Annotated in this window: 21 protein-coding genes; 6 read left to right on the top strand and 15 right to left on the bottom strand. The window is 41.5% G+C overall.

The window, feature by feature from the left end:
- Both V7L07_RS10995 and V7L07_RS10990 read right to left on the bottom strand, forming a co-directional pair.
- The gene (locus V7L07_RS10995; RefSeq protein ID WP_335057658.1) at positions 1 to 1,197 is read right to left on the bottom strand and encodes an MFS transporter; all 1,197 of its coding nucleotides are present in this window, start codon (positions 1,195 to 1,197) and stop codon (positions 1 to 3) included.
- A gap of 90 nt (positions 1,198 to 1,287) precedes the next feature.
- Positions 1,288 to 1,536 carry a hypothetical protein gene (locus tag V7L07_RS10990; protein WP_334776089.1) on the bottom strand — a complete coding sequence of 83 codons (249 nt, stop codon included), beginning with the start codon at positions 1,534 to 1,536 and terminating at the stop codon, positions 1,288 to 1,290.
- An 81-nt stretch (positions 1,537 to 1,617) separates the two neighbouring features.
- Between V7L07_RS10990 and V7L07_RS10985 the strand changes: the two genes are divergently transcribed.
- Both V7L07_RS10985 and V7L07_RS10980 read left to right on the top strand, forming a co-directional pair.
- Complete coding sequence (locus V7L07_RS10985) at positions 1,618 to 2,169, top strand: Chromate resistance protein ChrB (protein WP_335057656.1); 552 nt, start codon at positions 1,618 to 1,620, stop codon at positions 2,167 to 2,169.
- Between the two features lie 285 nt (positions 2,170 to 2,454).
- Positions 2,455 to 3,330, top strand: coding sequence for a zinc metalloprotease HtpX (locus tag V7L07_RS10980; protein WP_335057654.1), 876 nt, complete (start codon positions 2,455 to 2,457; stop codon positions 3,328 to 3,330).
- A 179-nt stretch (positions 3,331 to 3,509) separates the two neighbouring features.
- On the opposite strand, the gene V7L07_RS10975 is transcribed toward V7L07_RS10980, so the two are convergent.
- The 8 genes from V7L07_RS10975 to V7L07_RS10940 all read right to left on the bottom strand — a co-directional run bounded on the left by V7L07_RS10975 (position 3,510) and on the right by V7L07_RS10940 (position 13,039).
- A complete protein-coding gene (locus tag V7L07_RS10975; protein ID WP_335057652.1) occupies positions 3,510 to 5,255 on the bottom strand; it encodes a peptide ABC transporter substrate-binding protein in 1,746 nt (581 codons plus the stop codon).
- A 221-nt stretch (positions 5,256 to 5,476) separates the two neighbouring features.
- A complete protein-coding gene (locus V7L07_RS10970; protein WP_335057650.1) occupies positions 5,477 to 6,082 on the bottom strand; it encodes a nitroreductase family protein in 606 nt (201 codons plus the stop codon).
- Positions 6,083 to 6,474: 392 nt separating this feature from the next.
- On the bottom strand, positions 6,475 to 7,428 hold the full coding sequence (locus tag V7L07_RS10965) for an isoaspartyl peptidase/L-asparaginase (RefSeq protein WP_335057648.1): 954 nt from the start codon (positions 7,426 to 7,428) through the stop codon (positions 6,475 to 6,477).
- Positions 7,429 to 7,560: 132 nt separating this feature from the next.
- Positions 7,561 to 7,716, bottom strand: coding sequence for a DUF2256 domain-containing protein (locus tag V7L07_RS10960; protein WP_094341107.1), 156 nt, complete (start codon positions 7,714 to 7,716; stop codon positions 7,561 to 7,563).
- 299 nt (positions 7,717 to 8,015) lie between these two features.
- Entirely contained in the window at positions 8,016 to 8,678 is a 663-nt protein-coding gene (locus tag V7L07_RS10955; protein ID WP_335057646.1) for a Nif11-like leader peptide family natural product precursor, read from the bottom strand.
- A gap of 380 nt (positions 8,679 to 9,058) precedes the next feature.
- Complete coding sequence (locus V7L07_RS10950; protein WP_335057644.1) at positions 9,059 to 10,438, bottom strand: DUF1802 family protein; 1,380 nt, start codon at positions 10,436 to 10,438, stop codon at positions 9,059 to 9,061.
- Between the two features lie 10 nt (positions 10,439 to 10,448).
- Complete coding sequence (locus V7L07_RS10945) at positions 10,449 to 12,353, bottom strand: hypothetical protein (RefSeq protein WP_335057642.1); 1,905 nt, start codon at positions 12,351 to 12,353, stop codon at positions 10,449 to 10,451.
- A 38-nt stretch (positions 12,354 to 12,391) separates the two neighbouring features.
- Positions 12,392 to 13,039 carry a hypothetical protein gene (locus V7L07_RS10940; RefSeq protein WP_335057639.1) on the bottom strand — a complete coding sequence of 216 codons (648 nt, stop codon included), beginning with the start codon at positions 13,037 to 13,039 and terminating at the stop codon, positions 12,392 to 12,394.
- Between the two features lie 476 nt (positions 13,040 to 13,515).
- Between V7L07_RS10940 and V7L07_RS10935 the strand changes: the two genes are divergently transcribed.
- Positions 13,516 to 14,004, top strand: coding sequence for a hypothetical protein (locus V7L07_RS10935; protein WP_335057636.1), 489 nt, complete (start codon positions 13,516 to 13,518; stop codon positions 14,002 to 14,004).
- A gap of 95 nt (positions 14,005 to 14,099) precedes the next feature.
- Entirely contained in the window at positions 14,100 to 14,456 is a 357-nt protein-coding gene (locus V7L07_RS10930) for a translation initiation factor (RefSeq protein WP_335057634.1), read from the top strand.
- A 419-nt stretch (positions 14,457 to 14,875) separates the two neighbouring features.
- On the opposite strand, the gene V7L07_RS10925 is transcribed toward V7L07_RS10930, so the two are convergent.
- The 4 genes from V7L07_RS10925 to V7L07_RS10910 form a co-directional block, all read right to left on the bottom strand.
- On the bottom strand, positions 14,876 to 15,091 hold the full coding sequence (locus V7L07_RS10925) for an NAD(P)H-quinone oxidoreductase subunit O (protein WP_292776191.1): 216 nt from the start codon (positions 15,089 to 15,091) through the stop codon (positions 14,876 to 14,878).
- A gap of 86 nt (positions 15,092 to 15,177) precedes the next feature.
- Complete coding sequence (locus V7L07_RS10920) at positions 15,178 to 16,038, bottom strand: DNA-formamidopyrimidine glycosylase (protein ID WP_335057632.1); 861 nt, start codon at positions 16,036 to 16,038, stop codon at positions 15,178 to 15,180.
- A 251-nt stretch (positions 16,039 to 16,289) separates the two neighbouring features.
- On the bottom strand, positions 16,290 to 16,505 hold the full coding sequence (locus tag V7L07_RS10915) for a photosystem I reaction center subunit IV (RefSeq protein WP_069073932.1): 216 nt from the start codon (positions 16,503 to 16,505) through the stop codon (positions 16,290 to 16,292).
- Between the two features lie 280 nt (positions 16,506 to 16,785).
- The gene (locus tag V7L07_RS10910) at positions 16,786 to 17,370 is read right to left on the bottom strand and encodes a PAP/fibrillin family protein (protein ID WP_335057630.1); all 585 of its coding nucleotides are present in this window, start codon (positions 17,368 to 17,370) and stop codon (positions 16,786 to 16,788) included.
- 244 nt (positions 17,371 to 17,614) lie between these two features.
- Between V7L07_RS10910 and V7L07_RS10905 the strand changes: the two genes are divergently transcribed.
- Both V7L07_RS10905 and mraY read left to right on the top strand, forming a co-directional pair.
- On the top strand, positions 17,615 to 17,854 hold the full coding sequence (locus V7L07_RS10905) for a DUF3134 domain-containing protein (RefSeq protein WP_334776108.1): 240 nt from the start codon (positions 17,615 to 17,617) through the stop codon (positions 17,852 to 17,854).
- A gap of 79 nt (positions 17,855 to 17,933) precedes the next feature.
- Positions 17,934 to 19,025: a phospho-N-acetylmuramoyl-pentapeptide-transferase gene (gene mraY, locus V7L07_RS10900; protein WP_335057629.1), complete on the top strand. Its 1,092-nt coding sequence runs from the start codon at positions 17,934 to 17,936 to the stop codon at positions 19,023 to 19,025.
- A gap of 119 nt (positions 19,026 to 19,144) precedes the next feature.
- On the opposite strand, the gene V7L07_RS10895 is transcribed toward mraY, so the two are convergent.
- A complete protein-coding gene (locus V7L07_RS10895) occupies positions 19,145 to 20,896 on the bottom strand; it encodes a diguanylate cyclase (RefSeq protein ID WP_335057628.1) in 1,752 nt (583 codons plus the stop codon).
- Positions 20,897 to 20,909: the final 13 nt, after the last annotated feature.

The following is a 20,909-nucleotide window of genomic DNA, read 5'->3' as shown; positions in this document are numbered from 1 at the left end:
TTATATTTGCAAATATTTTTTTCTATTAATTACCAGCAATAAGACAGCAGCGATCGCAAACAAGCTTCCAGTTATAAATGTTGCCTCTGCTCCAAGTGTTTGCCACAAGCCACCAGCTAGCAGGCTGGCGGGTAAAAGCGCTAATCCTACAGCCAAGTTAAGGAAGCCAAAAGCAGTGCCGCGCAGATTTGCAGGTATACTATTTGCCACTAGTGCCAACAACAATCCTTGACTCATACCCAAATGCAAACCATAAAGGGCAAACAATCCCCAGGCTTGCCAAGGTGTCTGCACGAAAGCGAAGCCTAGATACACTAGGGCGTATAGGAGAAATCCGCTTACCAGTAGCCCAAATTTACCTACGCGATCGGAAAGTATTCCTATTGGGTAGGCGCTGAATGAATAGGCGATGTTCATCACCACTAATGTTAATGGGATGAGTGAAGCAGAAATACCTGTTTGTTCAGCTCGCAGCAATAAAAAAGCATCGCTGGAGTTGCCTAAATTGAATAGCAACGCCACTACTACAAGCACCCAGTATCCTTTACCCAAACTGCGTAAAGCTTGCCATTGCAGAGGATTGCTTCGGTTTCCTTGAGTTTTACTTGTTCTTGGTTCGCGCACTCCCACTGTTAATAAAGCCACTGCGAAGAATCCAGGGATGAGTGCTAGCCAAAAAACCAGGCGGAAGTTGTTTTGGGAAGCAGCCATCAGGATGAACGCTGCCAAAGGCCCTAAAAATGCTCCGATAGTATCGAGGGATTGACGCAATCCATAAGCTGCACCGCGTACCTCTGCGTTAGTTGAATCGGCAACCAAAGCATCGCGGGGCGCTACCCGGATACCTTTACCAATGCGATCGCCAAATCGAGCTATTAACACCCCAGTTGGACTAATAGCTACAGCAAATAGAGGTTTTACAAAGGTTGATAATCCATACCCAAACACCGCTAATCCTTTACGATGTCCTAAATAATCACTCAATACTCCCGAAAAGACTTTTAAAATTGAAGCCGTTGCTTCTGCAATACCTTCAATGATGCCCACAGTCCAGATATTCGCCCCTAAAACTGACACTAGAAATAAGGGCAACACAGAATGAATCATCTCAGAACTAATATCTGTCAGCAGACTGACAAACCCCAAAACCCAAACAGTCCGAGGAATTTTCTGGACAAGTTTATTTTGTAGCTGCATATTGCCTATTTCTGCTACATCTTATAGTGATAGATATGTACACCCTTACAGCTGATTTATTTGCTGCAAAGATTTTGGAAAATAGTATTACTAAATCAGTTCTATAATTCTTGAGAACCAATAGGTGATTTCTGCATCACTGAAGGTAGTCAATCGGGCAATTTCTCTCGCCATCTGATAGGCTTTCTCGCCTTGAGGATGTTGAGCTAAACCAGCATGGTTCAGTAAAACAGTTTTCAAATCCCCTGGATATGCGGGTAAGTGACAATTCCCCTGAGGTTCCATCCTTTGGATAATGGGACTCCAGTCAATGCTGCCAACTTGATAGTTTACATTCATAATTTTTTAAATGCAACAGATGTTTCATCAATCAACCTAACAATAAATTAAATCGAATGCAACACTTGTTACAATACCTCTATGGATAGAGAATCTTGGAACCTATTAGTCTACAAAGTACCCGCACAGCCTTCAACGCAGCGGGTGTATGTTTGGCGTAAACTTAAGGGATTGGGCGCACTTTATCTACAGCAGTCGGTATGCTTGCTACCACAGCGAAAAGACTTGCAGAGCCATTTGGAAGAATTGAAAGCAGACATTATAGCAGGTGGCGGTGAAGCAGATTTGTTAACTATTTGGATTGACGAACCTCAGCAAAATGCTATGTTAATAGAGCGTTTTCAACAGCAGGCAGACCAAGAATATCAAGAGTTTTTGGGGCAATGTCGAGATTTCCATAGCGAATTGAGCGAGGAACGGAAAATAAGTAACCTCACTTTTGCAGAACTGGAAGAGAATGAAGCGGAACTAACTAAACTGCGTTCTTGGTTGCCAAAAATCCGCGATCGCGATTTGTTTGATGCCCCAAAATCCTCACAAGCCACTGAAGCTTTGAAGACGTGCGAATTAGATTTTCAGCTATTTTCCCAACAAATATATCAAGCACAAGGAATAGACTCAGAATCTCTATAAGTAACTGAATCTTAACTAATGGTGTATGCATTGCACTTAATCATTTCTGCCGATATCAAAAATTTATTTCTATAGATAGATGTGTTTTTCATATCTATCTTATGGAAATTAGATACGTATCAAAAACAACTAAATTAGTATTCTTAAAAGTTAAGTAGGAAAACCGTACTTATCTGATAGGTTTTCTCTACCATATATCTAAATTGAGCTAGATAAAATCAAAATGTAGCTGAAGTAATGCTGTTTTCTTAAAAATTTACACAGCATTAGCAGGAGAGCAAAAATATGACAAATCAATTGAAAACGGCTGCTTTGCTTGCTGCGTTAAGTGGTCTTTTGATAGCAATTAGTTACTGGGTAATTGGCGGTTCTAGTGGTTTGATTATCGGCATTGGCTTGGCAGCAGTAACAAATCTGTTTTCTTGGTATCAATCAGATAAAATTGCTCTAGCAGTATACCAGGCACAGCCGGTAAGTGAAAGGGAAGCACCAGGACTTTATCGGATGGTGCAGAGATTGAGCGATCGCGCTAACATTCCCATGCCTAGAGTTTATATTGTTCCAAGCCAAGGTGCTAACGCCTTCGCAACAGGGCGCGATCCCGAACACGCTGCTGTAGCTGTCACTGAAGGTATTTTAAATCTATTGCCAGAGGATGAACTCGAAGGCGTTATCGCCCACGAACTGACTCATATTATTAATCGTGATACCCTCACACAAGCCGTTGCTGCTACTGTGGCTGGTGCTATCTCATTTCTAGCCCAAATGGTTAGTTACAGCCTATGGTTTGGCGGTGGTTCACGAGATGACAACAGAGGTGGAAATCCAATAGGAGTTTTATTAACAGTATTACTTGCGCCGGTGGCTGCGACAATCATTCAGCTAGCAATTTCGCGCACACGAGAATTCTCTGCTGATGCGGGTTCTGCGAGATTAACTGGTAATCCCCGCGCCTTAGCTAGAGCATTGCAACGCTTAGAAGCTTCAGCAAAGCAAGTACCTTTAAATGCCAATCCAGCTTATGAGCCGTTATTAATTATCAATTCCATCTCTGGGCAATTTTTGGGTAACTTATTCTCCAGTCACCCTGCTACAGAAATGCGAGTTGCAGCATTGCTGAAATTAGCTAGTTTTTCAGTCTCCTCCAGTAAAAATGATTAATAAACAGTAGGAATAGGAATAGGAGGATATTTTATACCCCGACTGCAAAAAGCAGTACTGCCCTGAAAATGGGGAGAGAGTGAAAAGTTACTTAAAAATACGGCTCTTGCGTACCTGTTATGCCAAAAATGTCTGCAAATAAGTTTGAACCCCTTTCTCAATCCCCAGTACCCAGTCACTTACTGTAGCCGCCAATCCTTAATATTCCAGGTACGATCATCCCAAGGTGTTGCATCTATACCAATGAGTCTGTTACTTACTCCATTAACATTAGCGCGAGAAATTAGAGGAATCACAGCTTGCTCCTTAATTAACAAATCGTTCATTTGAATAAATAATTGCCGGCGTTTTTGTGGGTCTAACTCTGTATTAGACTGTTGCCAAAGCTTATCGTATTCAGGGTTACAGTAACGAGAACTATTCGGTTTCGACCAATTATTTTTCTTCTGGGGAATCTCATTACAAGTCCACGCCTTTAGATAAGTACCTGGGTCTGGATTACTATTTCCACCACTAAACATTTGCAAATCAGCGTTAAAGTGAGCAAGAGTATCTGGATTAGCAGGGTCACTAGAAAAGAAAATACTTGAATCGATACTCTTGAGTTCTACCCCCACGCCAATAGAGGTTAGCGATTGTTTAATGATTTCCTGCGTTTTCTGGCGGACTGGGTTGACAGAAGTCTGAAACAAAACCTTTAGTTCTACACCATTTTTATCCCGAATGCCGTTGCCATTGGTATCTTTCCATCCAGCTTCATCGAGCAAATCAGCAGCTTTTTTCAGATTAAATTCATACTTGGTATTAGGCGAATTATAGGTATCTGGTGCTACTAAGATATTTGTCACAGCACGACCAGTTTGACCATATAACTGTTGGTTAATGGTGTTACGGTCAATGGCATAATTAAAAGCCTGACGCACTTTCAAGTCTTTAAAAAAGGGATGGGGAAACTCTAAGCTAGAACGTTCACCATCTTTTGTTTGCTTGTTAGGATCAGTCTGATTAATCGCAATCCGCTCTAAAAAAGAGCCGAAGCTGATATCTAATCTACCTTTTCCTGCTGCCTCCAGCTGCTTAAGGATTGGAGCTTCTACTTGGAGATTCCAAGCAAAATCTACATCTCCAGTCTGCAATACGGCTCTGGCAGCAGAGACAGCATCCCCACCACCTTTAAGTTCTACTCGCTTAAAAAAAGGCTTATTGGCTTCCCGAAAAAAGGAATTAGCTTCATAGATAACAATGTCACCAGGTTTGAAGTCCACTACTTTATAAGGGCCAGTACCAACAGGAATTAAATTAGCTGGAGCTTCCCTAGCTTTGCTACCGCTGTATGGCTCAAAAATATGACGAGGTAGGATTGGCCCATTGGAACCAATAAACGGCAGCGACCAAGCCGGGTTAGGATTTTGGAAATTGATTTTAACGGTGTAGTCGTCAATAGCTTCGACGTTTTTGATAGCTTGATAATTTGCAGCGGTAGTTGCACCTACTGCTGGATTACTAACAAATTGGTAAGTAAACACCACATCCGCAGCAGTGAAAGGTTTACCATCAGACCATTTGACTCCTTGTTTGAGTTTCCAAGTTACTGATTTACCATCTTTGGCGACTCCACCATTCTCTAAAGATGGGATTTCTGCTGCTAGAAAGGGAACTAGCTTACCATCTTTATCAAAGCTGGCTAGAGGTTCATAAGTAATTCGACTTGCTTCAAAGTCTTTGCTACCTTGAGCTAAATGGGGATTGAGAATAGTTGGTGCTTGCCAATAAAGAAGTCGTAAGGTATCGCTAGCAGCACTACTTGTCGCTGCTGGAGTAGAGGTAGTTGGAGATTCAGCCTTTGGGGTAGAACAAGCACTTAGCAACAAGATACTAAGCAACGACCCAGCAAAAATCTGACCCCTACTGAATTTATGATTCATAATTTTAGGGAGCTAAAATAGTAAAACTATTGCTTGAAGAAGAATTCAGAATTCAGAAGTCAGAATCAAGATGCGACTCGAAAATAATCGCTATCGCGGACTCGCTAACACTACGTTATTCGCCAGTCGCATAACATTCATTCTGAATTCTGTTTTGATAAATTTTTTAATCGTAGAGACGCGAAGTTTTCCCAAAGGAATTTCGCATCTCTACAACCTAATTAATTACTCAACAAAGGTGAACTATTTCCCCACTGTCCAGTAAAGACAAATTCCTTTAAAGGTTTGCGGACACGGGCTGCTAGTTCCCGTTCGCGTAGTCCATCAGAAAGAGTCTCTGGATCGCCAGGATAGCCAACCGTGACGACAGTAGCAGGTTCGTAGTCATCTGGAATTTGGTATAGTTCCCTGGCGCTGTCTGCATTAAATCCGGCTATTTGATGGGCAAACAAACCGAAAGAGGTTGCTTGAAGAATGAGGTTTTCTAATGCTAGACCGACATCGTGAAACGCGTGTCGATTGGTTTTGCCATCCTCAGAGCGGACTTTAGCAACAGCCAGGATTAGGACAGGAGCATTTTTCGCCCACCCTTGATTAAACTCAACCAGAGTACTGAGTAGACGGTTATATTCCGTCGGGTCGTTTTTGGTAGCAACGATAAAACTCCAAGGCTGATAATTGTAGGAAGAAGGGGCCCAACGAGCTGCTTCTAGCAGAGATAGAAGCTTCTCTTGCTCTACGGGACGGTCGGCAAAGGCTCTAGGACTCCAGCGACTACGGATGAAGTCATGAACAGGATATTGCGTTTGTGCAAGTTTCTCAGTCATGTTAATGGATTTCCTCGTTTTTACTCGTAATGCACTACTGATTGCTCATAATTAGCCTTCAACGGCTGGCAACCGTCAAAAAAAGCTTTTTTCAGATAATGAAATTTATACTACGACAAATCGATAGAAAATTAGTAGTTTGTTTATATAAAAATTACGGTGCGTAAAATCAATAAAATAAACAAGCGCCGCCAATCCGGTAGTTTTTACTTGAATCAGGCAGAATTAATGGATAAGCTAATCGGCATTCAAGTTGCATAGGGCGGGCAAGATGCCCACCCCACAAGATTGGATAATTTATTTGTCGGAAGTTCTTAAGGGTGTTATGAAACCCAAGAATTAGCTGCAATGGCTGACCAGCAAGAAACTTTAGCCTCAGCGCTGGAACCGATTCAACAATAGCCGATCAATTCACTATCATTCCATTCCAAGGTGTCACCAATTTTTTCGCCGTCGTGATAGGCGGCAAGTAAAATTTCGCTAGTTTTACCCCAAGCGATCGCTCCACTAGCATCTAAGGCGATCGCTCCTAAATCCCGTTTGTTCTGGTGCGCTTCTGCAAGCGATCGCTGCATGGCATCCTTCAGAGACATCCCATCAGTGACACGCACTACAATCCGTGCGGCTAAACACTCATCAATAATATCTTCGCCAATGCCAGTACAACTTACACCAGCATTACTAGTCGCATAATTACCTGCGGGCATCGCAGAATCACTTACCCGTCCAATTCGCTCAAAGCCCTTACCACCAGTGGAAGTGCCAGAAGCTAGCTTACCATAAGTATCTAAAGCTACTACACCGATAGTGCCGCGTCCGGCATTGCTGGTTTCTAAAAGTTCGGGTTCTGCTACCACGCCAGCCATTGTACTTTTAAAATTATCTTGGCGCTCTTGTATCCACTCTTGTAACCGCAAATCGGTTAAAGCGTTATAGCTGGGAATTTGCATTTCCCGCGCCAACTCAGCCGATCCGAAATCTGATAGCACTCGATCTGGTGAACTTTGTAAAAACTGCGCTAAATCAATGGGATTTTTCACCCGTGAGATATTAATCACACCACTAAACCGCCCTGATGCACCATCCATCAGGGAAGCACTCATGCGAATTTGACCATCAGATTGCAATACTGAACCAGTACCAGCATTAAAGCGGGGGTTGTCTTCAAGCATTTGGCAACCATGCACCACTGCTTCAGAGGCAGTCGATCCTGACAATAGTAGAGAATAGACTTCTTCTATTACTGTATAGAGCGATCGGCGCACTGCCTCCAATCCTCCTTTACCGTGGAGAGAACTACCAGCCCCGCCATGAATAATTAATTTAGGTTGCACCTGTAACTCCATTAATCTCTTGCGCTATTTGCGTCTGTATTGCGGTTGGTTTCATTAGTGACTGGGGATTAGGGATTGGGGATTGGGTATTGGGAAGAATTCATTCCCCATTCCCTAGTTCCCAGTCCCCAGTCCCCAGTCCCTTTAAGTTTTCGCTTCAGAACGGCGACGACGACAACGTTCTGAGCAGTATTTCACATCGTCCCAGCAATCCTGCCACTTTTTCCGCCATGTAAAAGGACGTTGACATACCGGACAGATTTTTGTCGGTAGGTCAGATTTAGAACGAACACGTCCCATATAAATACTGTCTATACGATAATTTGATTTCTGATAGAGATGGAAAGTAATTATAACCAGTTTCCTACGAAGGGGGGATAATTTGAGCAAATAAATATATTGTCAATCTATCTTAAGACTTATTTTTAAATTTTCAGAAAATCATAAGGGAGCGATCGTCGTGTCTAACTGTTACTCAAATGTCACCTTCAGAAGGTTAACAGCCGTTGATCGGCATTGCTAAAAACCGATGAAACTCCCATTGGCAATTTAGCCGACAAAACGCCAGCCGTTACGATTAAAGCATCCTCAGAAATTTTTCAGCAACCCCTAGTTACCATGAGGCGTTGACTAAAGTAACTCTTGGGTAAGAAACAGCGATCGGGTAAAAAAGGATTGTTGATATTTTGACATAAAAAAGTACCTGGCTTATCTCGATGACAGAATGGCGGTACGATTCCCCAATGTTCTGCCAGCCAAATCCAGTATCCTATTTCAATACTGCCGTAGCTTGAAACCGTGAGAATCTCTCCAACGCTGTTGTTAATAGATACTAAATCCGAAGATGATTTGATTTCAATTAACAGCCAAGCTAACTCATCTACAGAAAAGTAATAGCCGTTTTCGGCAGCGATATCAACAAACTGCTGTGGATCTTTAGCTATTAGCAATTCTTCTTTGAGAGATGGCGTTTTTTGTGCAAAATCAAAAAGATCCCAAATCTGTCTTCTCGTAACTAGAAACCAGGCAAGTTCTTCTGCTGTTAAATTGTAACCATTTTCTGTTGCTAGCTTGAGAAATGGCTCAAGGCTATCGGTTTCTGCTAGCTGCCTTTTTAACTGGAAAGTTTGCTCTACTAGTGACAAAAAATCAATAATTTTTTGCCATGTAACTTTGTCAAAGTTTTTGTTAACTTTTATTTTATCTTTCCAATAAATGTATTTATCTTCTTTAAGAAAGAAATTCCAAATTTGATAATACATGGGTCATTTGCCTAAGCTTTAAACTTGGTAGATGTTTGCGATCAATGAATACCAGTGTAGTAAGTATAATGTGTTTCTTCGACAGTACTAAATCCACTATCTCATGTAAATGAAGCTACATAGTGGATCAGTATAAATTTTTTGTAAAGTTTGTCACTCTAAATAACATTTACTGAGAAAAAGATTAAGGATTACGATACCTGGAGTTGCCTGAACTAAGCTTTTTGTTATTTATCATAAAATAAAATTAAGTCAATAGATAGTATTAATTATTTATGAATGAATCAACCGCAAAACAATCTGCACTTCAGTTATTTTGAAACGAACCGCAAAGTACGCAAAGAGCGCGAAGGGAAGAAAAGGGATATATTTTGCTACATTTAGTTAATAAGTAAATCGCGGAGAAAGTAAAAGCGATCGCTCTTCCAATCACTACCCTTAATTCGCCCCAAATATCCTGTTAATGGTGAAGAAAGTTCAATCAGAATTTCGTGCATTTCTAGTGTTTTTATTGGCTGTGGCGGATGTGAGCCAAAATACGCACCATGTAGAGATTCAACACCAGCAGATTCTATACCTGAGTTTTCTAAATAGTTTTTGACAAGCTGAACAATGTGCGATCGCAACTTAATCTCTCTCTCAGCTTTATCAATATATTCATCAATTTTATAGTCAATTTGCCCAGGTTCTAGATATTGCTGCAATTCGACTAAGTTAATAGCACCTGGATATTTTGCCTTTAATTCAACTAGCTTTTGTAGAGTCATTACATTTATAATACTGATTTTAGATATCTGAGCAGATTCTTTCAGATTTTTAGTTGGTTGGCCTGGGCCAATAATCAACCGCATAGCTTGAAGATAATTTTCTTTAAGATGCCTTTTACCAATCCTATCTAATTCTTCTACTGCACGATCAGGAATGCTTTTACCTGCTTTACATTCGCAAACAAGAGGATAAGGTTGTGAGCAAAATAAGTCTAAGCCACCTGCACCGCCTTTGTAGTTTTCTTCAACTTTGAATCCTAAAAAATTAAGGCTACGGTGTGCGATGATTTCAAAATCTGTACCAGCTTGATAGTTGCTTTTACCCTCATCTTTTTCTATGCTGCGATCGCCCAATTTTGCAATATCATTTATCCAAGCTAAATTTGAGTCGGGTTGTGTAATTAGCTTGTCACTACTCCAACCTAAGAATACTTTGATATCGTCGTCTAATTGTTTCGCTGCTGGTTGGCTAATGCTTAGGGATGCGATCGCACTCTGCAATTCCTCCAATTCAGGATGTAGCGGGGGTTCTAGCTTTTCTAATTGGCGTTTGCGTTGGGCGAAGGTGCGATCGTTTATTACTGGCTTTTCTTCAGAAACCGTTAGAGAATTAGGTAAACTAACAAATTTTCCTAACTTTTCCTGAATGTTGGGATTAACTGATATTTCTTGCAACTCAGATAACTGATAGACGCGCAAGTAAGCCAGGAAAAGATACTGTTGTTTTTGTAGTATCTCCTTTAATACTTTTGGTGTCCATATTGTTAATTTAGACAAAATATCTAATGGCTTAGTCTCGTCTAAAATTTGGCAAAGTTCACATTTAGCCCAAGCTTTAATTGAAACTGAAGAGTCAGCAGGATAAAGTGCAAATCTCTGCCCAGGACGAATAAACATTTTGGGTAAAGCTGCAATTGTTCGTCCCTGTATTAAAGCTTCAATATCAGGGACGGGTAGACATAGTGCTGTTGGAATTGAAAACTGCTGATTCATTTCTAGTTAGCTATAGATTTAGGTCGATATTATCAGCATTAGCAATAGGCTGAGGAATACTAATAGGTAATCCATCATCAGTTAAATTAGTAGGTTCTTGCCCAGAAGGATCGCTGAGTATTTCTCGAATCAAAGGATTATTTATTGCTAGTTTTTCTTGACCGATAAAATCAAATATCTGTTGATCTGTGAGTTCGTAACTCTCACTGTTATACCAAACAAAGTAGATAGCTAAAAGAGGTTTAATGTCTTGGCTTTGCAAGCCTACCCATTCTCCACCCTTTTCTTGTAAGAGTATTCTTAGACGTTCTCTAGCTAATTTTGCACCTGAATTAATTTTCTTTGATCGCACCAAGCAACCGCGAGTTATATTAAATTTTCTGTAATCAGTTAGCCGCTTTAATGCAGCACCTATAAACTGACCATCTTGCTGAACTACGCTTACTCCAATCCTCACTTTTCCCTTACTGCCGATAATTTTAAAATCGATAAAGCGTTGGTCTGCCGTACTAACTTGAATTTCTTCAATTTCTTCAATTTTAACTCCTTCTACAGTTTCACCAGTTAAGGTAGTGAAAGCCAGCCAAAGGGCATCAGCAATTGTTGCTTTTTCTTCCATTAATGAATCAATAGAAGCCTCAACTTGTACTAATTCATTATCAAAATACGGTTTAACTGGATGTGCTGGTGGTGTAGGCGGTATTACAGGTAATGGTGTAGGCGGTAATCTTTTCCCACCTGGAGGTAAAGGAGGTACAAAATTCTCTGCACACCATTTTAAAACTGACCTTACAGTAGGTCTACTCTTACCAAGTTCTCTGAGTTTAGTTTCATCAAATGGATAGAGAGGATGAGGCGGGATTTGTTGATGTTCCTCATAAAAATCTTGTAACCATTGACTAACTAGAGCAACGATATCATCAGAATTGAGATACTTTAATGCAATTGGTTGCCTCTCAACTTGTTCACTTGCTAATCTATCTATAACTGCTTCCGCTTCTGGTAAAGCCTTAATTTGGTCTTCCCAGGTACGAGGATACATTGCTAACAATAAAACACCTTGTTTTAGACTGTTATATAAATCCTTAACTAAATTTGCAATAACTTGTGCTGCTAAAAATCCATTATCAGCAGCATCGGCTATATCTAATTCGTCAAAACAAATCACTGGAACTCGATAATTACTAGTGATATCTAGAATTTGACGAACAGTGCTTAATGCTTCAGCTTCTCTATCTTCACTTTTAGGATTTGGCAACCCCATTTCTTCAGCTTGTGATTGTGCTAATTCCAAACCAGATAACCAATAGCTTGCATAATTAATATGGGCTGGAGAAAGTGTCCATAAAATTGCTTTCACTATGTAAGGGTTGGTTATTTCAGGCTTGACTTTCAGAACACTTTCTGTCAAATGAACTATCGCCTTACTTGAGTGTTGGCTCAACCAACCTGGATACATATTAATATACTGTTGTGGTGTATATTCCCACTGTTTGGCTTCGTTAATTAAAGCTGCTGCAATTTCCTGCCATTGCATTACTTTTTGACTACCAAAAGCTCTGAGACTAGATGCGACACTTTGCAGAAACAGAGACTTAATTTGATTCAAGTTATCATACTTACTCATATAGATAAATAAGCTACCATCCCCTGTCTGTAATTGGTGGCGAATCCGACTAATAATATGGCTTTTACCTAACCCTTTTTCTGCTGTAATTGTGATACCTACAGTTTCACGTTTGCGTTTACGGACTTTATCAACAGCATCAAAAACTGCATTAGAAGCATGAGCATTAATTGAGGGAACATCAGGAAAACTTTTACCCCATATTTGTTGCGGTCTGACCACAATATGTCCTGCAAAAGGGTTTTGATTTCTAATCAGATCATCAATGGTAGATGTGGTGACAGTCATAGTGTTATGAAGCTAATGTGTGAAGAGTCAAATAAGGTTTAAGGTTTCAGGCGTGTGGCGTAGCAGCGTAATCCATCTAATTCTGTAGCTACCGAATCTTCAATTTTGTCGGGTGCGCTGTCTTCTACACTCCCGCCCTGTAGTTGCAAAATATCGTTAGCTTGCGTTTCCAGCAGCCAATCATTAAACTCTGTACGACTCACGCGATCGCCAATTCCTCTTCTAATGCGATAAATTGGCACTAGATTATTAAAGTTGTACTCATAGTTCAGCTTGTCGTAGACTTCCAACGCCACAGATTTAAACTCGTCGTAAGAAGCGATCGCACCTTTCCCATTAACCAGTACATCTGCACCAGTCACCGCAACATCAATCTGACTAATCCACTTCACCAACGCATTCGCCGCCCAAGTACCGACAATCGTCCCTTCAAACTTAAAATCGCTACTTCTCAAACCCTCACCCAATACCTCTAAACCCTTGCCAGATGTCAGAGAATATCCCTTTTTGGAGATTGCGATCGCACCCTCTTTCTGTAATTCCTCGAATATGCCCTGATAATCTGCTACCTTCTGGCTTTTCAATACAATTCGCTTTGTAAGCTGACCTTTCTTAACTTCCTGCTGCGTTCCTCCCAAATCCCACAAAGCTAAAAGAAGACGAGTGCTAGTATTTTTTGATGTCATATTGAGTGTACTTTTTGACAAAAAGTATCATAGTAACTGTATCTTTCTAAATTATTTACACAGAAAAAATAACCGAGAAATTGCTGAATATTTCGGCGTTTCAGCTAAATAGACTCATCAAAAATCAAACTGCAACCCCTAATTAATCCGTGAGATACCACGCCCACTAATCGAGTATGGTTTGAATTAGTCCGAAATCATAAAATTTTTTCCCACTCGTAAGAGCAAGGTCTTTACCAAAAAACTCTTTATCAATGACCAATGACTAATATATTTCCTTGGGATGAATGCAGTTTCTCTCAAAGGCAGGATGGAATACTTGAGAAAATCCACGATCATGATAGAGAAACGCTCTAGCTGTGCAGTTGTAAATTAAGTGGTATGTGTTTTTTCAATTCCCCGCGAAACAACAGGAATTCCAACTTTGTTTTTGCAACAGCAGGGCTTTTAGCAAATACAGGTGAGAACGAAAACCAATGAACACAATATATAAAGAACGTAAAATAGTTTCGCGTCTATTTGCAGTGATGCTTTCAGCATTGCTAATGGTGCCCTTGCTGAGTAGCTGTGGAGGCGGTTCCAGAAACGCTTCAGTTCCACCACCAGTGGATGATACCGTCAGTAGAACAGTAAGCGATCGCACCAACCAACCCGAAGCGAAGAAGGGCTTGTCTACAGGGCAAAAAGTTGCTATTTTGGCAGGAGCAGCTGGACTTTATTACCTCTACAACCAGCATAAAAATGCTTCCCAAGAAGGAGCGCAAGGTAAATACTATCTTTCCAAGAATGGTCGTGTATACTACCGTGACGCTGAACATCGCGCTCACTGGGTAACGCCACCATCAGAAGGAATTCGCGTACCAGAATCAGAAGCACAAAAGTATCGGGAATTCCAAGGCTATAACCGGAGTGCCACGGGTCGCGATCTCACTGGTATAACTTCATCCGCAGCACCAGCACTCTAGATCGGCGAGGCGTGTGTAAATAAGAAAGCGGGTTTCCCAGAGGATAACGCCGATCGCGCCCGTCGGAAACACGAACTTAAATCAGGAGACAGATTATGGTAAATGAATTTTTCCAAAAGGCGAAAGACTTACTTTTGGGGTCGAACAGCGATCAAGCTGAAGAAGATGCCAAATTGCGCGATGGGCAACGCCCCGCCGGAGGCGATCGCAATGTACGTCCAGCCAGCGAAGATCCTTATGGCGATCCCGCAGATCCCGCATCTTACGGCAACGTTACCCCAGCCAGTCAAGACCCCTACGGCGACCCCGCAGATATCGCGTCTTACGGCAACGTTCGCCCCGCTAGCGAAGACCCTTACGGCGACCCCGCAGACACAGGGGAGTTTGGTGATGTCCGTCCAGCCAGCGAAGACCCCTACGGCGATCCCGCAGATCAGGATTCTCGCCGCTAACGCCAAACCAATCTGGTGATATTGGTTTTCATAGGGTAATGAATTTTGGAATAATAAGGAAGGCAGTGGGATTTGAACCTACTGCCTTTTATTTTTGCTGCTATTTCTAAAAATAATGAGTTATATCATGTCCGCTTGATTACTTACTAAATTCCAAGAACCCATTAGTGTCAACTTAAGCTCAAATGCTTATCCCACAGACGTTTTACCCCCCTTAATCCCCCCTTGTAAAGGGGGGAAAAAGAAATCAGGTTCCCTCCCCTTTACAAGGGGAGGGTTAGGGTGGGGTAACGTAGTGAGTAATACTAAGCAAGAGAATTGAATATCACGTCTTGACAAGGGTTTCACGTTAAGTTGATACCAATGGCGAGACACCCACCCCACAAGAAGTAATTGAGGATTTTTTATGTGGAAGTCCCTTATTTAAACTCTTCGAGTTGATCCACACGTAACCAAATATTAGGTGTTGGCACTTTCCCAAACTTAATCAGGGCGTAATCACCTTTGATATCTACAATTTCGCCCTTGGTTTCAAACAAATAAGAAGGAAAGCGAGGATCACTGGCTTTAGCCTCCAGACTGTTTTCTAATTTTTCGCGCACAGCGCGAACCATATCCCCTTTTTTTACTGCCATGAATTCCTCTCTGAAATTTGTAACGTCTTTCACCTGCATTTTAAAAGAGTTCTGAGTTAGAACTCCTAACTCTTGCAAAGACGGGATTAATCGCGTCTCCTAACTCCCCCCAGCGTTTGACACTGGGAGCAAAAATGACTAGATCGCCCAGCTAACCTGATCCGTTGAATTGCTGTACCACAAACTCGACAGGGTTCACCAGCGCGGTTATAAACCCAGGCTACACCACCATAATTGCCGTTAGTGCCTTTAACATTTAAGAAATTACTAAATGTCGTACCCCCAGCCTCAATACTGGTTTCTAACACTTGAATGATGGCGGTTCGCAAAGGCTTAATTTGCTTTAGCTGCAAATCTATACACAAGGTTTCAGGTAAAATCCCACTCTTAAATAATGCCTCATCAGCATAGATGTTACCTAATCCTGCCACCACCGATTGATCCAGTAGCGCAGTCTTAATCGGACGGCGGCGGTTTTGGAGTTTGCTTGCGAGATATTCAACAGTAAATTCTGGTGAAAATGGGTCTACTGCCAATTTTGCCAAACCAGTGATAATACTTTCTACAGCAACACCAGGCGGAACCCACCATATTTTACCGAAGGTACGCTGATCGACAAAACGTAATTCCTGCTGATCCCCAAAGAATAATCTAACCCGCGTGTGCTTGTGTAATGGTTCATCTCGATGTAACCACAGTAGTTGACCGGTCATTCGCAGATGAACCCCTAGCCAGCCGGAAGATGAGGAGAGTTCGGCGAGGAGATATTTACCGCGACGATGCCAAGTAGCGATGGCATTTTTTTCAATTCCATTAATAAACTCACCAACAGAAAACGGGTAGGCGATGGTGCGATCGAGCAACACATCTCCACCCGTGATTTCTTGGTTGAGGGTCAATTGATTTAGACCCCTTCGGACTGTTTCAACTTCAGGCAGTTCAGGCATTCAAGCTGAGTTAAGCAGGCAATTGTGATTTATTTGAGCGATCGAGGAAGAAGAGATGGGGTAGTAACTTACATAGCCGTATATAGCTCGTATTACTACCCAAGAGAAACCGTAAATACCCGCAGGGCGGCTCTCACAGATTAGGGTAGGCTAGGATGAAGAATGAATGAACTGAAAATTTCAGATTTCATACTTCAGACTTAAGACTACCCTTCATCATCGCATCAAACAACCCCTTTATAGCGTTGCTGCTATTTTTTAGGTGGTTTAGCCTTTGGTGCTTCAACCTCGACTAATTCATCCTGAGCAAAGTTGTTGGTATTGATACCAGAGTAATTGACCTTTTCAAAGCGGACAATTACAGGGTATTTGATGCCGCTTTGGTCAATGGAAGCCACAGTTCCTAAATCCTGAAACCAGTAGGATTCAGGGCGGAGAATACGTACTTTAGAACCACGTTGAACCATGATTATTTTCCCTTTTAGTTATCAATCGCCAATCTAGAGGGCTAATTGATTTCACTCTACATCCTCAAGGTCGCAGCAGGAGTATTTGTTAAGTTATTTGTCTGAATTGGGGGCTGGGGATTGGGGATTGGGGATTGAATATTAGTTATTCTTTCTTCCTTCTCTCCCCTCATCTCCCCGATCACATAGCACATCTAAAATTGCAAAAGGTATCATACCCTACTTGACAAGGTAGACGTTATAGTGTACTTTCATTCGCAAAGAGCTATTTTGTAAAAGCTTATGTTTTAGTTAAGACAAACACACTTCCCTCGTTACCTCTGCTGATCCGTAGGTCGTTATCTATATAAGTGATATCTAACCAGCCTTGCTGTTTGTCACTTTTTATAGCAACATCAATTCCGGGAAATTTTCTACCTTCTTCAATTTGTTGGATAAAAGTTACCGGAGAATTGTATTCTATTAAACGTTGTAAGCCGATAATAGAACGCTCAAATTTCACTTGGACACGCCGACCTGAAACAGGCTCAAATTTAGCAGCAACGCTGACTAATCCTTCTAAATAAGGTAAGCCATAAATCTCAGCTATGTTGTAAACACTGGTAGTCTCTACCCGGATACACTGATAGATTTGACCCAGTTTACATAAAGGTAGATGATCTAAGTTTAAAAGAGCTTTGCTAGTGGTGTATAGTAATCGCCAATTGCCATCTAGCAAATTACTAGCTTCCACCGGACGGGGTGTAGGATTAAAGTCTTCTAAAGTAGCGATCGCTGCTAAGATAGCCTGTTTCTGTGCTTCGGTCGCTAGTAGACCGCGATTTGTACCAGCGATCGCATCGATAAGAGCCGCTTTTCCCATCATCGCCTGTCACCTCTAAAATCACTCACTTTCCATCAGCATAAACAAGATATTAATGACATATATGTAGAGCCATAAAAATTACTAAGAATCGCTTGGACTAAGCCTTATGCTTATTAAATAAAAAAATTTCTATCTGAATGCGGATTTATTAACCAAAGGGTTGAAAAGATAACTAAATTAATCCGTGCCAAGTGATAGACTCTAAATGTCAACTTACGTCAACCTTTTCTTGTCCTCACTCGATATGTTGAACTCTCCATTACGTGAAGAACCCCGTAACCAGCGAGCCGATGTCATCCCCCTAAAGCCAGAGTCTTCTTTGTTGGACTGGTTACAAAATAATGGTCGCATCATTGCGCGTGACGTTCACGAACCGGATTTTCAAGCTGACGAAGAAGGAATAGACTCTCTAATGGGTGTAGAAGATGGAATTGGCTACGACCTCGATGATGATGATGACGATATAGGAATCGCTGAAGATTAGCCTTTTGAGGCTAGGGACTTGGTAGTATCCCTAGTTAATAGTATTCAATTTTACAAGTGTGGAGTGAAGGGAAACTTTTGTGGACGCTAAATTATCTCCTGAGCAAGGATTAAATATTTCTGGAATCGCTCTCGCCTCTTTATTAGCCATAGGGCTAGGTACAACAGCATTTTTCTTGGATTCGATGGCCAATCGGCTCCCCTGGCAAAGCGTGTCGCTAACTCTGCCACTGCTGTTGTGTGCGGTGGGTTCAGCTGTGGTGGGCTATTGGGTAATACCTTTACTTCAAGCACTTAAAACTGGGCAAATAATTCGCGAAGATGGGCCCCAAGCTCATCTCAAAAAGGCAGGCACTCCCACAATGGGCGGTATATTTTTTATACCTGTATCTGTGCTGCTTGCCTGTATATTGTCTAACTTTTCTCAACAGGTAGTTGCAGTTTCGGCTTTGACAATCAGCTATGGATTGATTGGCTGGCTTGACGATTGGCAAATTCTGCGCCGGAAATCAAATAAAGGTATATCTCCCCGGACAAAACTAGCTTTGCAGGTGAGTTTTGCGGCTGTGTTTTGTCTATGGCTGATGTTTAATCAACCTTCTAATATTACAAATATTGCTTTGCCTTGGGTCGGCTTCACACTACCATTAGGATTTCTATTTTGGCCTTTAGCTGGTTTTGTGCTAGTTGCAGAAAGTAATGCGACTAATTTAACAGATGGTATTGATGGCTTGGCAGCAGGAACAGTTGCGATCGCACTTTTAGCATTAGGTGCTTTAGTCGCCCCAACAGCACCAGGATTGATGGTTTTCTGTGCTGCTTTAAGTGGTGGGTGCTTAGGTTTCTTAGCCCATAATCGCAACCCAGCCCGCGTTTTCATGGGTGATACTGGTTCCCTAGCACTGGGAGGAGCTTTAGCTGCTGTAGCATTATTAACAAACACCTTAGTAGGTCTGTTTATTCTCAGTGGTATTTTCTTCGTAGAAACCCTTTCGGTAATGGCACAGGTAAGTTATTACAAAGCCACGAAAGGCCCCGATGGCAAAGGTAAACGTCTCTTTAAAATGGCACCTTTACATCATCATTTAGAACTTACTGGCTGGTCTGAATTGCAAGTAGTTGGAGTATTTTATATAATCGCTGCTATCTTGGCTACCATCTGTTTAGCGTAGGTACAGCCCGCCGCAGACCTCGCTCCATTCTGAATGTTTTAAAAACTGCTTGAATATTAAAAAACAACTCCCAAATCTTCAGGGAGTTGTTTTTTTGGTAGGAGGAAAAAATGCCGAAATTAATTATAGGTATTTACATACTCCCTAACCCGATTCTTCCCTGTTCGCTTTGCCTCAAGCATCGCTTGATTTGCCCGATTCAGAAAATCATTAACCGTAATCCCTGGTTCTGATACAGCTATTCCAAAAGAAGCAGTGATGCCTTCGAGGATCTGATCACTGTCCTTCAATTGCATTTGTTCAACATCTAGTCTTAATTGTTCTACCCGCTTCCTAAGCGTTTCCAGTGTTATATTAGGCATCACAACCACAAATTCTTCACCACCCCATCTGCAAGCAATGTCAAAGGAACGAATAGATTTTAACAGTAACTTTGCTAATCCCTGGAGAACAATGTTGGCAGTCAAGTGCCCATAACGCGAGTTGTAAGATTTAAAGTTATCGATATCAAGGAAAATAATACTAAGAGGTTGTCCCGAACGTTCAGCTTCAGCTAACCTTTGTTCCGTTATACTCTGCATATAACTTTGATTGAATAGTTGGGTCATCCCATCCCGCAAGTTATCATGGGTTAGACGTTGTTTTATCGATAAATTATTCAGTGCAATACCTAAAGTTCTAGCAATAATCTCAATAATTTGTTGATCTTCTGGACTGATTTCTTCAAGCGCATCGATGTGTAAGATCCCAACTACTTCGCCTTGTGCAAACAATGGAACACACAAATGTGTCCCGCTAACTGGCTGTATTAAGTGACTGCACATCAGTCCTGAATTACGAGGCGATAAAAGATTTAATTTTCCTCTCCGCAATGCCCAACAATCAGATAGTGAAAATATTTCTTTACTGCTTCTTTCACCTCCCCAAAAACTATTCATCTGAACATAATTTTTGGAATTGGAAATGATATAGATAGAACCACTGATATTCGGAAATAGCTTGGAACAAGTTAAAGCAACTACTTTATATACCTCATTTTCAGACTCGCAAGAATAAAGCATATCCGCCATATCTGAGAGAGATATAATTTCTCGTTTTTTTGCCTCTAATTCCAGTGTTTTTTCTGCTAGCTGCCGATTTAGATCAGTGAGCGATCGCTGTGCTTCTATGGTTTCTGTAATATCGATACTGATCCCACCGATGCGGTTAGCGCCTGTTGCATAATCGCTAAACGGAAACTTAAATGATAGCCAGTAGCACGGCTGATTATTACCACGTATCTTTACCTGTTCAATCAGCTTCAAAGGGCGTACAGTTTTCAAAACGACTTGATCGTTTTCCATTACCCGCCGCCCCTCTTCTGGATCTGGCAAGAATTCGCTATCCGTTTTCCCCAACCATTCTTGTGGATCTACTGAAAATCTAGACTGTATTTCCTGGTTGTAGTAAAGCACTCTAGATTGGTCATCTTTGATATAGGCTCCAAACGGCCCCTGATCTAGAAATAGCTGTTGCATCTGCTGGCTGCGTTGAAGTTCGCGGGTATCTTCTTGAGATTTAGCGATCGCCTTTACAACTAGATAAGCGGTTGGTATCAGGTAGAGTAAGGCAGACAAAGAAATAAATGCCATTACATCTAGCACGCCTAAGTGTAGCAGCGATACTGGCATATACGGCTCAAATATCGCCAGTAAATGATGAAATCCGCAAAATAGCACGAATCCACCTGATAATAAAAAGGCTAGCCAAAACTTAGAAGGGATAGTTGCCTTAGTTTTAGCAAAGAAAACCCCTATGACTGTGGGGATGCCAAAGTATGAAAATGCAGTGATGCCGTGAGCAATTATGCAATTCCAGTAAATAGGCTCCATGCTGATCTGATAT

This window comes from Nostoc sp., from assembly GCF_036916985.1.
In the GTDB taxonomy this organism is placed as follows: Bacteria; Cyanobacteriota; Cyanobacteriia; order Cyanobacteriales; family Nostocaceae; genus Nostoc.
The sequence above is the reverse complement of the archived record's forward strand: the minus strand, read 5'-3'. Positions and strand labels throughout refer to the sequence as shown.

Excerpts from the sequence above, each read along its gene's own strand:
- V7L07_RS10905 (WP_334776108.1), top strand. The coding sequence starts at position 17,615 with ATGTTGAACTCTCCATTACGTGAAGAACCCCGTAACCAGCGAGCCGAT.
- V7L07_RS10960 (WP_094341107.1), bottom strand. The coding sequence starts at position 7,716 with ATGGGACGTGTTCGTTCTAAATCTGACCTACCGACAAAAATCTGTCCG.
- V7L07_RS10990 (WP_334776089.1), bottom strand. The coding sequence starts at position 1,536 with ATGAATGTAAACTATCAAGTTGGCAGCATTGACTGGAGTCCCATTATC.
- V7L07_RS10975 (WP_335057652.1), bottom strand. The coding sequence starts at position 5,255 with ATGAATCATAAATTCAGTAGGGGTCAGATTTTTGCTGGGTCGTTGCTT.
- V7L07_RS10985 (WP_335057656.1), top strand. The coding sequence starts at position 1,618 with ATGGATAGAGAATCTTGGAACCTATTAGTCTACAAAGTACCCGCACAG.
- V7L07_RS10910 (WP_335057630.1), bottom strand. The coding sequence starts at position 17,370 with ATGATGGGAAAAGCGGCTCTTATCGATGCGATCGCTGGTACAAATCGC.
- V7L07_RS10995 (WP_335057658.1), bottom strand. The coding sequence starts at position 1,197 with ATGCAGCTACAAAATAAACTTGTCCAGAAAATTCCTCGGACTGTTTGG.
- V7L07_RS10930 (WP_335057634.1), top strand. The coding sequence starts at position 14,100 with ATGGTAAATGAATTTTTCCAAAAGGCGAAAGACTTACTTTTGGGGTCG.
- V7L07_RS10920 (WP_335057632.1), bottom strand. The coding sequence starts at position 16,038 with ATGCCTGAACTGCCTGAAGTTGAAACAGTCCGAAGGGGTCTAAATCAA.
- V7L07_RS10935 (WP_335057636.1), top strand. The coding sequence starts at position 13,516 with ATGAACACAATATATAAAGAACGTAAAATAGTTTCGCGTCTATTTGCA.
- V7L07_RS10970 (WP_335057650.1), bottom strand. The coding sequence starts at position 6,082 with ATGACTGAGAAACTTGCACAAACGCAATATCCTGTTCATGACTTCATC.
- V7L07_RS10925 (WP_292776191.1), bottom strand. The coding sequence starts at position 15,091 with ATGGCAGTAAAAAAAGGGGATATGGTTCGCGCTGTGCGCGAAAAATTA.
- V7L07_RS10955 (WP_335057646.1), bottom strand. The coding sequence starts at position 8,678 with ATGTATTATCAAATTTGGAATTTCTTTCTTAAAGAAGATAAATACATT.
- V7L07_RS10895 (WP_335057628.1), bottom strand. The coding sequence starts at position 20,896 with ATGGAGCCTATTTACTGGAATTGCATAATTGCTCACGGCATCACTGCA.
- V7L07_RS10940 (WP_335057639.1), bottom strand. The coding sequence starts at position 13,039 with ATGACATCAAAAAATACTAGCACTCGTCTTCTTTTAGCTTTGTGGGAT.
- V7L07_RS10980 (WP_335057654.1), top strand. The coding sequence starts at position 2,455 with ATGACAAATCAATTGAAAACGGCTGCTTTGCTTGCTGCGTTAAGTGGT.
- V7L07_RS10915 (WP_069073932.1), bottom strand. The coding sequence starts at position 16,505 with ATGGTTCAACGTGGTTCTAAAGTACGTATTCTCCGCCCTGAATCCTAC.
- V7L07_RS10945 (WP_335057642.1), bottom strand. The coding sequence starts at position 12,353 with ATGACTGTCACCACATCTACCATTGATGATCTGATTAGAAATCAAAAC.
- V7L07_RS10950 (WP_335057644.1), bottom strand. The coding sequence starts at position 10,438 with ATGAATCAGCAGTTTTCAATTCCAACAGCACTATGTCTACCCGTCCCT.
- V7L07_RS10965 (WP_335057648.1), bottom strand. The coding sequence starts at position 7,428 with ATGGAGTTACAGGTGCAACCTAAATTAATTATTCATGGCGGGGCTGGT.